The organism is Tenacibaculum sp. MAR_2009_124 (genome assembly GCF_900105455.1).
GTDB lineage: Bacteria > Bacteroidota > Bacteroidia > Flavobacteriales > Flavobacteriaceae > Polaribacter.
Genome location: NZ_FNSF01000002.1, coordinates 179,349 through 194,537, shown reverse-complemented (window position 1 = coordinate 194,537; position 15,189 = coordinate 179,349). Strand labels below are relative to the sequence as shown.

The window sequence follows — 15,189 nt, the reverse complement described above, 5'->3', positions numbered from 1 at the left end:
AAGATGAGCAGAAAAGATGTATCAAACATAAGTTTAACTGAACAAAAAACGAATACCCCCAAAAACTTTCAACATGAAGACTTTGGAGCGGGTATCGCTCCCAATTTACGCGGTCCTTATTCTACAATGTACGTCAGAAGACCTTGGACGATTCGTCAATACGCAGGCTTCTCCACAGCCGAAGAGAGCAACTCCTTTTACAGAAGAAATTTAGCTGCCGGACAAAAAGGGCTTTCTGTTGCTTTTGATTTAGCCACACACAGAGGATACGACTCTGACCATGAGAGAGTGCAAGGCGATGTTGGTAAAGCAGGTGTAGCTATTGATTCTGTAGAAGACATGAAAGTTTTATTCGACAAAATACCGCTCGATAAGATGTCTGTTTCTATGACCATGAATGGCGCTGTACTACCTATATTAGCTTTCTATATTGTCGCTGCAGAAGAACAAGGAGTAACTCCTGAATTACTATCAGGAACTATCCAAAACGATATTCTTAAAGAGTTCATGGTAAGGAACACATACATCTACCCTCCCACACCATCCATGAAAATTATAGCTGACATATTTAAGTATACAAGCGATAATATGCCTAAATTCAATTCTATTTCAATATCTGGCTACCACATGCAGGAAGCAGGAGCTACACCCGAAATAGAATTAGCTTATACTTTAGCCGATGGATTAGAGTACATACGAACAGGTATTGCCTCTGGAATGAACATAGATACATTCGCTCCTCGCCTATCTTTTTTCTGGGCTATTGGAATGAATCACTTTATGGAAATTGCAAAAATGCGAGCCGGACGAATGTTGTGGGCTAAAATTGTTAAACAATTCAACCCACAAAACCCTAAATCTCTTGCCTTAAGAACGCATTGCCAAACAAGTGGATGGAGCCTTACAGAGCAAGATCCTTTTAATAATGTTGCTAGAACAACTATTGAAGCAATGGCAGCTGCTTTTGGAGGTACACAAAGCCTCCATACCAACGCTCTAGATGAAGCAATTGCTCTACCAACTGACTTTTCTGCACGTATCGCTCGTAACACACAAATATACCTGCAACAGGAGACTTGCATAACAAAAACTGTTGACCCATGGGCTGGAAGCTACTACCTTGAAGAGCTTACAGAAAGCATAGCCAATAAAGCCTGGGAACTAATTCAAGAAGTTGAAGAACTCGGAGGAATGACCAAGGCTATAGAAAAAGGCATTCCAAAAATGCGAATTGAAGAAGCTGCAGCCAAAAAACAAGCCAAAATAGATAGCACCCAAGATATTATTGTTGGAGTAAATAAATATCAATTAGAAAAAGAGGATCCTCTACATATTCTTGAAGTTGATAACGAAGCTGTTCGACAATCTCAAATCGAAAGATTAAACACTCTTAGAGCAGAGAGAAATAATAAAAAAGTTAAACAATCTTTAAACAGATTAACAGAATGTGCTAGAACAGGTGACGGAAACCTTTTAGAACTTGCTGTTTATGCAGCAAAAAACAGAGCTTCTCTTGGAGAAATATCCGATGCTCTAGAAAATGTTTTTGGTCGCCATAAAGCAGTTCACAAAACCATATCAGGTGTGTATAGTAAAGAAATTAAGGATGATGTTTTATTTCAAAGAGCTTCTAAACTAGCAAATGAATTTGCTAGTTTAGAAGGACGACGCCCTAGAATAATGATTGCCAAATTAGGTCAGGATGGTCATGATCGTGGCGCAAAAGTTGTCGCTACAGGATATGCTGATTTGGGTTTTGACGTAGATATCGGCCCTTTATTCCAAACTCCACAGGAAGCTACAAAACAAGCCATAGAAAACGATGTTCATATTTTAGGGATATCTTCCTTAGCGGCAGGGCATAAAACACTTGTCCCTCAAGTTATTTCGGAGTTAAAAAAATATGGAAGAGAAGACATTATGGTAATTGTTGGAGGAGTTATTCCTGCTCAGGATTATCAATTTTTATTCGATTCAGGAGCCGTTGGTGTTTTTGGACCTGGAACAAAAATAGCGCAAGCCGCTATTGACATGTTAACCATTCTTATCGATAGTACCGAATAGATTTAAAAAAAACATATTTTTATTAAAAGACGTTAATAATAGATAACGTCTTTTTTTTGCACCTTATCGTCTTTTTTACAAATTTCCAATTCCTACTTTGGTCTTCTATAAAAAACAGATTTATGTACTCTAACTTTGTTACTCTCGTTGACAAAATAGCTTCTATTACCACTCCTTTATTATTTAGTGTGATCATCATTGAACTTCTCCTTCTTTTCATTGGTAAAAAAATCAAACTAAAAAAAGAAGGACTTACTAGTTTTTTATGTTTAGCTACTGGAACCGTTCCTTACATTTTATTCTATGCTGCTTTAGAATTTCAAGCGATGAATTGGATATACACAAACTTAAGCATTTGGAAACTTGACAACGCATGGTATACATGGCTTTTATGCTTTGTTTGCTACGACTTCATGTGGTGGATTGTACATTATGCAGGTCATAAAGTAAGAATTTTATGGTGCATCCATGGCGTACATCATACTCCAAAAGAAATGAATATGAGTGTTGCCATTAGAGGCTCTGTTTTTGACTTTATTCAATATTTCCATGTAGTTGCCTGGCTACCTATTTTAGGATTCAATCCATACATGGTTGTTGCAGTTGACATTATCTCCAGACTTTATGGTGTTTTTACCCATATAAATGAAAAACGATTCCGTAAAACAGCATTCTTTAACAGCTTCCTAATCACTCCGATGCTTCACAGGGTTCATCATTCTAGTAACGAATTATACTTAGATACAAACTTTTCAAATATGTTTTCTTTTTGGGATAAACTATTTAAAACCTATCAAGAAGAAATTGACGAAGTTCAACCTAAATACGGAATTACAGAAAGTGAAGGAAAAACAATCAATAGTGAAAACCTTATTAGTAGTCAATTCGGCTTATTAAAAGACCTTTATAAAGATTTGAAATACACACCTAGCTGGAAAAATAAAATCAAGTTAATATTTATGCCTCCAGACTGGTCTCCTGATAAGAAGAAAATTCCAACTAATAATTAGTAACGCAACAAAAATAACTTTAACACTATTGTTCCCTTTTTAAGTAAAACTAACCTCAGGTTTAGCTATATTTGTGCTTAAATCAAGAAATTACTTTCCTCATAATGAACATTCAATTTATTGATAGAGAAACAGGAGAATTAAAAACTGAAACACCTCCAGGAGAAGGTTTTCTAAAACTACTTTATAACAATCCTTTTGGAAAAATGATGCTAATACCATTGGTTAAAAGAAAGTTTTTATCTTCTCTTTATGGTAAATTAATGGATAAACCAAGCTCTATAAACAAAATTGAAGGTTTTGTAAAAGATTTAAAAATTGACATGGAAGATGCGGAAAGATCAATTGAAGACTACATTTCATTCAACGATTTCTTCTACAGAAAGTTAAAAAAAGAAGCACGCCCTATAAAAGAAGGTTTAATTTCACCCGGTGATGGAAAGCTTTTAGCTTTCGAAAATATTAGTCAGGTAAATGATTTTTTTGTTAAAGGACGAAAATTCAATCTTGAAGAATTTCTATCGGACAAAAAATTAGCATCGAGATTTGAAAACGGCTCTTTATTAATTTTAAGACTGGCACCAAACGACTATCACAGATATCATTTTCCTTTTGACGGTACTCCTACCTCAATGACGAAAATAAAAGGAAATTATTTATCAGTATCGCCATATGCCTTGGCTAGTAATTTCACGAAGGTATTTTGTGAAAATAAAAGAGAGTATTGTATACTAAAAATGGCCTCAAAAGGACATATGTTAATAGCTCCTGTAGGAGCAACCATGGTAGGCAGTATTATAGAAACTTATACCCCAAATAAAGAAATAAACAAAGGAGATGAAATGGGATATTTTGCATTTGGAGGATCTACCATTGTTCTACTTTTAGAGAAAGGTAGTTTTTCTATCGATCAAGACATATTAAACAACACCAAAAACAATAGAGAAACATTTGTAAAAATGGGAGATCAAATAGGTAATTAAATATCTCTAATTTTAATATTTTAACACTCAATTGCACTTTTTTCCATTGTCAGATTCAAAGTTAACAAGCTTTTATTATAAACTTTAACAATTTCATATTATTTCAACCTGTTCTAGGTAAGAAAAAAACAACCTTCACACAACAAAATCTGTGATTTATCCGTAAATTTGCAATGTTTTACACATTTCGATATACAGATGAAAAAAATCTTGAATATTCTCTACTCAACTCGCTTAATGGCTGTACTCTTTTTTGTTTTTGCCATAGCTATGGGAGCAGCTACTTTTATTGAAAATGATTTCGGTACTCAAACATCAAAAGCACTAATTTATAATACATGGTGGTTTGAGTTGATCATGGTATTTTTTATAATTAATTTTTTTGGAAATATTTTTAAATACCGCCTCTATAAAAAAGAAAAATGGAGTGTCTTTCTATTTCATATAGCTTTCCTTTTTATATTAATAGGAGCATCCGTTACAAGATATATAAGTTTTGAAGGTTTAATGATTATAGATGAAGGAGAAACTACAAATATTATTTTATCAGACACAAATTACCTAAATGTTGTTATTGACGATAACGAATTTCAAAAAGAAACACATAACAAACTACTTTTATCTGCTTGGGGGGAAAATAACATATCCTTTAACGAATTTTTTAAACCCAGAAAAGATGGTAAAAACTACGATGTTAATTTTAACTTAGTTGACTATATTCCTTGGTCTGAAAAAAAATTAATTCTTGACGAAAATGGTGTAGAACATTTATTTTTGGTAGAGAGTTCTTCAGGATCAAGACATGAACACTATATCAAAAGAGGAACTATCCAAAACATTCACAACATATTGGTAGGGTTTGATAGCCCTGAAAATAACGCCTCTATAAATTTCTTTTATGAAGATAGTAGTCTAAAAATAAAAGCCAAAAACAACGGCGACTGGCTTAGGATGGCTGATCAAAAAAGAGGTTTAATTGTAAAGGATAGCGCACACCACTTTCAACTTTTAACACTCCACAACATTGGAGGTTTGCAATTTGTTATTCCGAAAACTCCTGAAAAAGGAGAAATGAAAACCATAAGTGGTAAAAAAGATAACAGCAAATACGACACGTTAGTCTTTGATATAACGGTTGGCGAAGAAACCAAAAGAGTCAATTTTTACGGAGGTCAATTTAACATTGACAACCAAGAAAGTTTTTCTATTGGAGATCTTAACTTTAGAGCTTGGTATGGAGCAAAACAATTAAAGGCTCCATTTAATGTAAAACTTAACGATTTTCAACTAGAAAAATACCCTGGATCGGAAAATGCGGCATCGTTCGCTAGTGAAGTTACGGTATCCGACGCTAAGGAGTCTTTTGATTTTAGAATATTTATGAACCATATTTTAAATTACAAAGGTTATCGATTATTTCAAGCCAGCTACGCAAATGCTGGTCAAGAAATTGAGCAAACTCATTTATCAGTAAATTACGATTCTTGGGGAACAGGCATAACTTACTTAGGTTACTTCCTTCTTTTCTTTGGGTTAGTTGCTTCATTATTCATTAAAAACACACGTTTTTACGACTTAAAAAAGACTCTATTGAAAATAAGGGATAAAAAATTAGCTTTAAGTATATTGTTATTACTTAGCATTTCCGTTGTTAACGCTCAACATAACACTCAAAAACCTGAAGCTCTTTCTGAACAAAAAATAGATTCTATTTTAGCTAAAATGATTGTTAGTAAAGAACATGCAAGTAACTTTAGTAGTTTAGTTATCCAAGATGCTGGAGGAAGAATGAAGCCAGCCCACACTTTTGCTTCCGAACTTATAAGAAAAGTCACCCATACAGATAATTTTAGAGGATTATCTCCTAGTCAGATATTAGTCTCTATTACAGAAACACCCATGTTATGGATTAATATACCTTTCATATATATTGAAAAAGGGAACAAAGAAATCCGTAAAACACTTGGACTCCCAGAAGATGCGAAATACGCTCGTTTTATAGATTTTTACACTGATAAAGGTCAATCTAAAATTGATCAACTCGTTAACGCAGCTCAAAAAAAGAAAATCCAAAACAAATTCGAACAAGATGCTATAAAAATATCTAGACGTATTTACTTACTATCGCAGGCAATTAGTGGAACTTTATTGAGAATTTATCCAATTCCAAACAATGAAGAAAACAAGTGGGTATCTCAACCAGAAACGCTTCAGGCTAGCTTTAAAGGAACTGATTCTGTTTTTGTTCGTCAATCTTTACCTGTTTATTTTCAACTACTTCAAAACTCAAAAAAAACAGGAGATTATGCAGAAACGGACAAAATTCTAGATGGTATCAAAAGGTTTCAAAAAAAGTTTGGTTCAGAAGTTATTCCTAGCGATGATAAAATTCAACTTGAGATTAGCTATAACAAAGCAAATGTTTTTGTTAAACTATCGAAATATTATGGCTACGTCAGTATACTTATGATCTTTTTTGTCTTTCTTCAAATATTCAACAGCAAACCTTGGGTTAATTTTGTAGTTAAATTGTTTATTGGAACTATAATCATTTTAGTTACCGCGCATATCTTAGGATTGGCTGCTCGTTGGTATATTAGTGGTAATGCACCGTGGAGTAATGCTTATGAAACAGTAATTTTTGTTGGTCTGGCCTCTATGATGTTTGGTCTAATTTTAGGAAGAAGATCATCTCTAACTATTGCTGCAACTGCCTTCTTAACTTCGGTCATTTTGTTTTTTGCGAGTCAACAGTGGTTAGATCCAGAAATAGCAAACCTTGTACCAGTATTAAACTCTTGGTGGCTTTGGGTTCATGTATCTATCATTGTAGCAAGTTATGGGCCTTTTGCACTTGGTTTGATTTTAGGAATATTTGCTTTATTCTTAATACTGTTTACTAATAGTAAAAACAAGAAGAAAATGGATCTACATTTAAAGGAACTGACCACTATTAATGAAATGGCTTTAACAGTTGGATTGATTATGCTAACCATTGGAAACTTCCTGGGAGGTATGTGGGCTAATGAAAGTTGGGGCCGTTATTGGGGCTGGGATCCAAAAGAAACATGGGCATTAATTTCTATAATGATCTATGCTTTTGTTTTACATATGCGATTAATACCTGGTTTACGAGGAAAATATACATTCAACCTGTTATCGATTATCGCTTTCGCATCTATTATGATGACTTATTTTGGGGTTAATTTTTACTTATCAGGCCTTCATTCATATGCAAGTGGTGATAAAGTAATAACACCGACTTCTGTATATTACTCGCTTGGGTTTGTTTTTATTCTAGGGTTGCTTGCTTGGTTTAAAAACAAGAAGTTTTACAAGAAATAGTAAGCAGTTTATTATAATAAATGTACTTTTGTACGCCTTATAAAAAAAAATTATGTTCAATAAAAATATTAAATTAACTCTAGCCGCTCTCACTTTTGCTTGGTCTATTTATGAGTTTACTCAAGGGCATATTGGTAACGGGATTGCTATTTTACTTCTAGTAGGGATTTTCATTCTTTTTTACTTTAAAAATGAGTTCATTTTGTTAGCTTTTATGCAATTACGTAAACAAAATTTTGAAGGAGCAAAAAAATGGTTATCCTATATTAAAAATCCTTCTTCGGCTCTTACTCAAAAGCAGGAAGGCTACTATAATTACCTTCATGGTATTATGTTATCGCAAACCAACATAACACAAGCTGAGAAATTCTTAAAAAAAGCTATTAAATTAGGTCTGGCCATGAATCATGATTTAGCCATGGCTAAGTTACAACTAGCAGGTATTGCTATGACTAAAAGACGCAAAAGAGAAGCTACTATATTAATGAATGAAGCCAAAAAACTTGATAAACAAGGAATGCTGAAAGAACAAATTCAGATGATGAAACAGCAAATGAAAAGGATTTAACCTTTTTATTATTAGGTAGTAGCAAAAATATTTTTGTAGATTTACAATTACAAAAAATCAAATGATAAAAAACTTATTTCTTAAGCTTATAGATAAATATGCATCTAAATGGCTTGTGTTGGCGATAGATATAATACTAATATGTATTTCCTTTGTTCTAGCTTATGCGGTCCGTTTCAATGCAAGTTTAAACTTCGATTTAAACAATTTTTACATGCAGATACCTTTTATCATTTTAGTATCTCTAGTAAGCTTTTTAACTGTAGGATCCTATAGAGGAATTATTCGACATACAGGAACAAGGGATGCTTTTAATGTTTTTGTTGGAGTAACTCTTTTATCTATGATTACGATTTTTATCGTCCTTATAAACAACACATTCAACATCTTCCCAAACTTTACTATTCCCAAATCTGTTGTTATCATACATTATTTAATATCGATATTGGTTTTAGTTATTAGCAGATATGTATTTAAAGCATTCTATGAAATCATCTCCTCAGAATTGGATGACATTACAAACGTTTTGATTTATGGAGCTGGTGACTCTGGGTTAATAACCTATGGAGCCCTTAACCGAGATACTCGAAATAATTATCAAGTTATTGGCTTTGCAGACGACAACTCTAAAAAAGTTGGAAAAAAAATTGATCGAATTAAAATCTATGATGGTAATAAAATAAATAAAGATTTTATTCTAAACAAAGAAATTGATGAAATCATTATATCAATTCAAAATATTAAATCTGAGAAGCTCCTTATCTTAACTGATAAACTTTTGCCTCTTGATGTAAAAGTCAAAATTGTGCCTCCTCTTTCTAAATGGATAGATGGAGATTTAGAAGCAAATCAAATTAAACAAGTTAAAATAGAAGATCTACTTGACCGTAAGCCAATTTCTATTGACAACCCTATTGTAAAAAGGGATGTAAATAATAAAACAATATTGGTTACGGGAGCCGCTGGGTCCATTGGTTCTGAGATCTCTAGACAGATCAGTAATTACAACTATAAACATCTAGTTCTTGTCGATCAAGCAGAATCTGCTTTATATGACTTACAGCAAGAATTAAATCAGAAAGGTAAAATAAACTTCACGACTATCGTTGCTGATGTAAGGGATAATATAAGGATGTCCAGTATCTTTGAAGAATATCATCCTAATAAAGTTTTTCATGCAGCCGCCTATAAACATGTTCCTTTAATGGAAATGAGTCCTTATGAAGCTGTAAAAGTCAATATTGGTGGTACTAAAAACATTGCGGACCTTTCAATTATGTATGATATAGAAAGATTTGTTATGGTTTCAACAGATAAAGCTGTGAATCCAACTAACGTTATGGGAGCAACCAAAAGAGTTGCTGAAATGTATATTAGTTGTTTAAGCAACAGAACGGATCATTCTACCAAGTTTACAACTACTAGATTTGGTAATGTTCTTGGTTCTAACGGATCAGTAATCCCTTTATTTAAAAAACAAATTGAAAATGGCGGACCTTTAACTGTAACCCATAAAGATATTACTCGTTATTTTATGACTATCCCTGAAGCGTGTCGATTAGTTCTCGAAGCTGGAACCATGGGGAATGGAGGGGAGATCTATATTTTTGATATGGGTAAATCTGTAAAAATTTATGCTATTGCCAAAAGAATGATACACCTATCAGGACTAAAATTCCCTGAAGATATTGATATTAAAATAACGGGGTTAAGACCAGGTGAAAAGCTATATGAAGAGCTATTAGCTAATGGGGAAAACACCACTCCTACTTATCATGACAAAATAATGATAGCAAAAAATCAACAGATAAATTATGATTTTATTTCAAAAAAAATTCAGGAATTATGTATAGCAAATAAAAATAATGATAGTGGGTTAACAGTTAAGTTAATAAAAGCTATCATCCCTGAATATATATCTAACAATTCTATCTATGAAAAATTAGATACTTCTGTAAAAAATTAAATTAGTACTTTCGCAAAAAATTTCAACAATGCAAAAAGTAAAATCGATTGTTCTATTACTTATTATTACAATTTTCACTTCATGTGTTTCAAAAAAAAAGATTGTCTATTTCCAAAATGATCAAATAGATCAATCAAAGTTTTCAAATAGTTATAAAACTATTTTTAAACCTGACGATCTTCTTCAAATTACTATTTCAGCTTTAGATATTGACGCTGTAAAACCTTTTAATTTACCGGCGGTTTCCTATGCTACAACAACAAACAGTGTAATAGGGACACCGAGGCAACAGCTATATTTAGTAGATAACGATGGTTATATTGATTTCCCTGTTTTAGGAAGGTTACAAATTGGAGGATTGACAAGACAGGAAGCGATTGACTTGCTGATAGAAAAACTTGATCCTGATTATATCAAGAGCCCTACAATAATTATAAGAATATCCAATTTTTCCGTTACCGTACTTGGAGATGTAAAACTGCCAGGCACCTATACTATCCCTAACGAAAGAATTACCATATTACAGGCCGTTGGATTAGCAGGGGATTTGAATATTTCTGGAGTCAGGAATATTCAAGTTAAGAGAGAAGAGAATGGTCAGATAAAAACGTATGAAGTAGACCTTAAATCAAATAACCTGTTTATATCTCCTGTGTATTATTTACAGCAAAATGACATTGTCTATGTGGAACCTAACTATGCTAGATCTCAATCAGCATCGGCCAACCAAAACGCTGGATTATTTATTTCCATCGCAGGGGTTTTAATTTCCATAATAACTTTAATTTCCAGATAATTGTAATGAAACAAGAACAGTATACAAATCAAATTGAAAATAACGACACAATAAATATAAGAGCGGAGCTCGAAAAATATTTAATTCACTGGAAGTGGTTTGCCTTGGGAATAATATTGGCAATTACAGGAGCATTTCTATATTTGAGGTACTCTACTCCTCAATATAATGTCTCTACAACCGTATTAATAAAAAACGACAAGAAAGGTGGTATATCAGACGAATTGGCAGCTTTTGAAGATCTAGGAATAGTTGGTGGATCTAGTAAAAACATCGATAATGAAATAGAAATCATCAAATCAAGAACACTTATCTCTAGAGTTATTAATAAGCTCAACCTCGATGTTACCTATTTTACCCAAGGACGTATAAAAGAGAGTGAAATATATGATAATCTACCGATAAGAATTTCATTTAGTGAGACAGAAACAACATTAGGTTCTGTGTTTTCTATAAAGATTAACTCTGCCAACAGCTATTCTCTTTATGATGCGAATGACAATGAAATATCATCCAATTTAAAATTTGGAGACACAATTAAGGACTCCAAACTAAGATCTCTTAAAATTAATAAAACCAATTTCTATAGTGAAAAAGAGATAGGAAATACCTATAAAATTGTAATACGCTCTTTAGATTTTGTAATCGATTCATATTTAAAGGCTATTTCTGTCTCTCCTATTAATAAAAAATCGAGTGTTTTAAAACTTTCCTTGCAATCCGCTGTTAAAGAGAAGGCTGAAGATATTTTAGACGAACTTGTTCAGCAATATAACAAGGATGCCATTGCAGACAAAAAAGAAGTATCCGAAAAAACAAGTGCTTTTATATCTGAGCGACTTCATAACATCGGAAAACAACTTGCTTTATTAGATGACAATGTAAAAAGTTTTAAAAGTAAAAATAAAATTACTGATATCGAATCGGAAGCACAATTGATACTTCAAACCAGTTCAATCAATCGTGAAAAATTAATTCAAGCTAGTACCGAATTAAGTCTTGTAAAAGCTCTAAGTAATGAAGTAAATTCTGATGACGATTTATTACCCGCTAATTTAGGACTTGAAGACCCAAATATTTCGAAAGCTATCGTTGAATACAATGAACTTATTCTTCAGAAAAAACGACTAAGTCAAAGCGCAGGTCAAAAGAATACTGTGCTGATTCAAGTTGAAGATAACATAAATAATTTAAGAAATTCCTTGAAAAGGAGTTTATCCAATAGAGAAAGACTTCTAGAAATAAACCTTAACAACTTAAGAAGTGAATCAGGGCGTAATAATTCTAAAATTTCTACTATACCTTCAAAAGAAAGGGAGTTTTTAGATATTGCTAGACAGCAAGAAATAATTTCTGGACTCTATTCTTATTTATTAAAGAAAAAAGAAGAAACTGCCATTTCATTAACAGCGACGGCCGTTCCAAATGCGAAAATTATAGATGAAGCCTATGGATCTGACGTTCCTGTTAGCCCAAAAAAGAAAATCATCTATTTAGCCGCATTATTGTTAGGAATCATTATTCCTTTCATTATAATCTATTTAAGAGATTTATTAGACACAAAAGTTCATACGAAAAAGGATATTCAAGAATTAACATCGATCCCATTTGTTGGTGACATTCCTCACTCTGAAGTTAAAGAGAAGATCGTAATAAATGCTAGTGCAAGATCAAGTACTGCTGAGGCATTTAGGTTAATCAGAACCAACTTGGATTTTATGATTCCGCAAAAAAATGATGGTAATGGTCATGTGATATTTGTTACTTCAACTACGAGTGGTGAAGGAAAATCATTTAGTTCTATCAATTTAGCCGCATCTTTATCTTTATCTGGAAAAAGTGTTGTGTTAGTAGGATTAGATTTAAGAGCTCCAAAAATTACCGAGTATTTAGAAATACCAGACAGAAAAGGTATTACAAACTTTATTACGAATGACAGTATTACTTTAGACTCTCTTAAGTTTTCAATCCCTGAGATTCCTAAGTTAGATATAATTGCCTCTGGTGCTATTCCTCCAAACCCGGCAGAATTGTTAATGACTTCTAAAATAGATCAGCTTTTTGAAGAATTAAGTGGTGATTATGACTATGTTATTATAGATACTGCTCCTGTTAATCTTGTAACAGATACTCTTTTAATATCTAAAAAGGCCGACTTAGTACTTTATGTTACTAGAGCCAACTATTTGGATAAACGAATGCTTATAGTTCCAGAAACTTTATATAGAGATAAAAAACTACCGAATCTTGCGATTCTATTAAATGACACCGATCTTAAACGTGGATATGGTTATGGCTACGGATACGGTTATGGTTATGGTTATGGAGTAGCTGATGATATAGATAAACCATGGTATAAAAAAATATTTGGCAAATAGAGAGTCCACAATATATTCAAATAGAAAGAGCAGCTTAAAAGCTGCTCTTTCTATTTAAATATAGTATTATTTTTTATTAAGGTTTCTATCTTCTTTATTGTTTTCTTTTCTCCAATTTTATTTAGAAGTCTTAAGTGATTCATATGATGCGTATCTGTCCCCACGAAATCATAAAGTCCTTCTTCTAATAATTTATTTGTTATTTTTTGTACTCCCTTACCATACTGCTCCGTTAATGACAATAAGTTTAGCTGAAAAACACAACCTGCCTTTTTTAACTTATAATACATTTGAAAATCTTTATGATAAAAATTATAACGTTCAGGGTGCGCTAAAACCGGCTTGTATCCCTTTAACTGGATTTCAAATAAAATATCAAATAAATTAAAAGGGGCGTTGAAATAAGACATTTCCACTAAAATATAATTGTCTTTTAAAGTAAGTATATCATCATTAGCTAACCTATCCACAAACTTTTCATCCATCATGTATTCGGCAGCTGCACGAAACTGAATATTCTTATATCCTCTTTTGATCAATTCGCTTTTGACTTCATTTGACTTTTCCAAAATCAATTCACTTGAATTAGGATATACATCCCCCAAAACATGTGGTGTGGTCACAAAATTATTGATACCGTACGAACTCATTTTCTCGATTAGCTGAATAGAATTTTCAAGATCCTTTGCTCCGTCGTCTATGCCTGGTAATAAATGTGAATGAATATCTACGAAATCATTAGTAAATACTTCTTTTAAAGGAATTTCTTTTTTCTTAAGGAAAAACATATATCTTATATTAAAACTACTATTAAATAATATCTAAAACTCTCTCCAGAGACATCCCTCTAGACCCCTTTATCAAAATTCTACCATTGTTGATTGGTTTTTCTATCATAAATGTTTTTAAGTCATCAAATTCTTTAAATTTCTTAAAACTTGTATTTGTTTTGAAAAACTCCTCTCCTACCAAATAGCAGTTGTCAAAATTACTTCTCTCTAATAGTGTTACTATTTGTTGGTGCTCCTCACCACTACTCCCACCTAACTCAAACATATCCCCCAAAATAACCGTTTTATAAATCCCATCCATTTCTCTGAAACTCTCTAAACTACATTTCATACTCGTTGGATTTGCATTATAAGCATCGAGTACAATTTTTAAATTGCCTTTTTTTATAACTTGAGATCTATTATTTGCAGGTACATACTTCTCGATAGCCTTTTTTATATCCAATAAGTTTACTTCAAAAACTGCACCAATAGTTATTGCCGTACAAATATTGCTATAGTTATAATTTCCTATCAGATTACTTTTTATCTCTTGATTCTTATAAGACAACGATACAAATGGTGATGCACTATTATATTTGATTGAGTCGTCAAACAATATTCTTTTAATCTTAGATGTTTTATCCATCTGAATTGAATCCTCTGGATTCACAATTGCTATCTTAGAATTATCCTTTAGAAAATCATATAATTCGGACTTACCTTTTATAATTCCTTCTACTGAACCAAATCCCTCCAAATGTGCTTTACCGAAATTAGTTATTAAACCATAATCTGGATTTGCTATTGTTGATAATAAAGCTATTTCTTTTTGATGATTTGCTCCAATTTCAACCACTCCAATTTCAGTTTCTGGAGTCATTGATAATAAGGTTAGAGGCACACCAATATGATTGTTCAAATTTCCTTTTGTGGCGGTAACTTTATATTTCTCACTAAGGACGACATTTATTAATTCCTTTGTTGTCGTCTTTCCATTACTTCCTGTTAAAGCAATAATTGTGATATTTAATCTATTCCTATGATACGTCGCTAACTCCTGAAGTGTTTTTAAAACATCCTCAACTACTATAGTTTTATCATTTACTATATATTCTTTTTCATCAATAATAGCATAACGTGCTCCTTTCTTTAAAGCTTCTTGAGCAAACCTATTTCCATTAAAGTTTTCTCCTTTTAAAGCAAAAAACACGGATCCTTCTCTAATTGTTCTAGTATCTGTATCAACTAAATAAGAATCTGCATATAACTTATAAATATCTTTCACATTCATAATGCAAAAATAATA

General features: G+C 32.4%; 10 protein-coding genes. 8 read left to right on the top strand and 2 right to left on the bottom strand.

The window, feature by feature from the left end; genetic code table 11:
* Positions 1–3 precede the first annotated feature (3 nt).
* The 8 genes from scpA (at position 4) to BLW23_RS07325 (ending at position 13,110) form a co-directional block, all read left to right on the top strand.
* Entirely contained in the window at positions 4–2,064 is a 2,061-nt protein-coding gene (gene scpA, locus BLW23_RS07360; protein ID WP_093668610.1) for a methylmalonyl-CoA mutase, read from the top strand.
* Between the two features lie 122 nt (positions 2,065–2,186).
* Complete coding sequence (locus tag BLW23_RS07355) at positions 2,187–3,074, top strand: sterol desaturase family protein (RefSeq protein ID WP_093668609.1); 888 nt, start codon at positions 2,187–2,189, stop codon at positions 3,072–3,074.
* A gap of 104 nt (positions 3,075–3,178) precedes the next feature.
* Positions 3,179–4,057: a phosphatidylserine decarboxylase gene (locus tag BLW23_RS07350; RefSeq protein ID WP_093668608.1), complete on the top strand. Its 879-nt coding sequence runs from the start codon at positions 3,179–3,181 to the stop codon at positions 4,055–4,057.
* Positions 4,058–4,294: 237 nt separating this feature from the next.
* On the top strand, positions 4,295–7,402 hold the full coding sequence (gene ccsA / locus BLW23_RS07345) for a cytochrome c biogenesis protein (RefSeq protein ID WP_317039308.1): 3,108 nt from the start codon (positions 4,295–4,297) through the stop codon (positions 7,400–7,402).
* Between the two features lie 52 nt (positions 7,403–7,454).
* A complete protein-coding gene (locus BLW23_RS07340) occupies positions 7,455–7,970 on the top strand; it encodes a hypothetical protein (RefSeq protein ID WP_093668606.1) in 516 nt (171 codons plus the stop codon).
* A 214-nt stretch (positions 7,971–8,184) separates the two neighbouring features.
* The gene (locus BLW23_RS07335; RefSeq protein WP_410529747.1) at positions 8,185–9,936 is read left to right on the top strand and encodes a polysaccharide biosynthesis protein; all 1,752 of its coding nucleotides are present in this window, start codon (positions 8,185–8,187) and stop codon (positions 9,934–9,936) included.
* A gap of 28 nt (positions 9,937–9,964) precedes the next feature.
* A complete protein-coding gene (locus BLW23_RS07330) occupies positions 9,965–10,732 on the top strand; it encodes a polysaccharide biosynthesis/export family protein (RefSeq protein WP_093668604.1) in 768 nt (255 codons plus the stop codon).
* A 5-nt stretch (positions 10,733–10,737) separates the two neighbouring features.
* The gene (locus tag BLW23_RS07325) at positions 10,738–13,110 is read left to right on the top strand and encodes a GumC family protein (RefSeq protein ID WP_093668603.1); all 2,373 of its coding nucleotides are present in this window, start codon (positions 10,738–10,740) and stop codon (positions 13,108–13,110) included.
* 50 nt (positions 13,111–13,160) lie between these two features.
* On the opposite strand, the gene BLW23_RS07320 is transcribed toward BLW23_RS07325, so the two are convergent.
* Both BLW23_RS07320 and BLW23_RS07315 read right to left on the bottom strand, forming a co-directional pair.
* Complete coding sequence (locus BLW23_RS07320; RefSeq protein WP_093668602.1) at positions 13,161–13,898, bottom strand: tyrosine-protein phosphatase; 738 nt, start codon at positions 13,896–13,898, stop codon at positions 13,161–13,163.
* Positions 13,899–13,920: 22 nt separating this feature from the next.
* Complete coding sequence (locus BLW23_RS07315) at positions 13,921–15,174, bottom strand: UDP-N-acetylmuramoyl-tripeptide--D-alanyl-D-alanine ligase (protein ID WP_093668601.1); 1,254 nt, start codon at positions 15,172–15,174, stop codon at positions 13,921–13,923.
* Positions 15,175–15,189 lie beyond the last annotated feature (15 nt).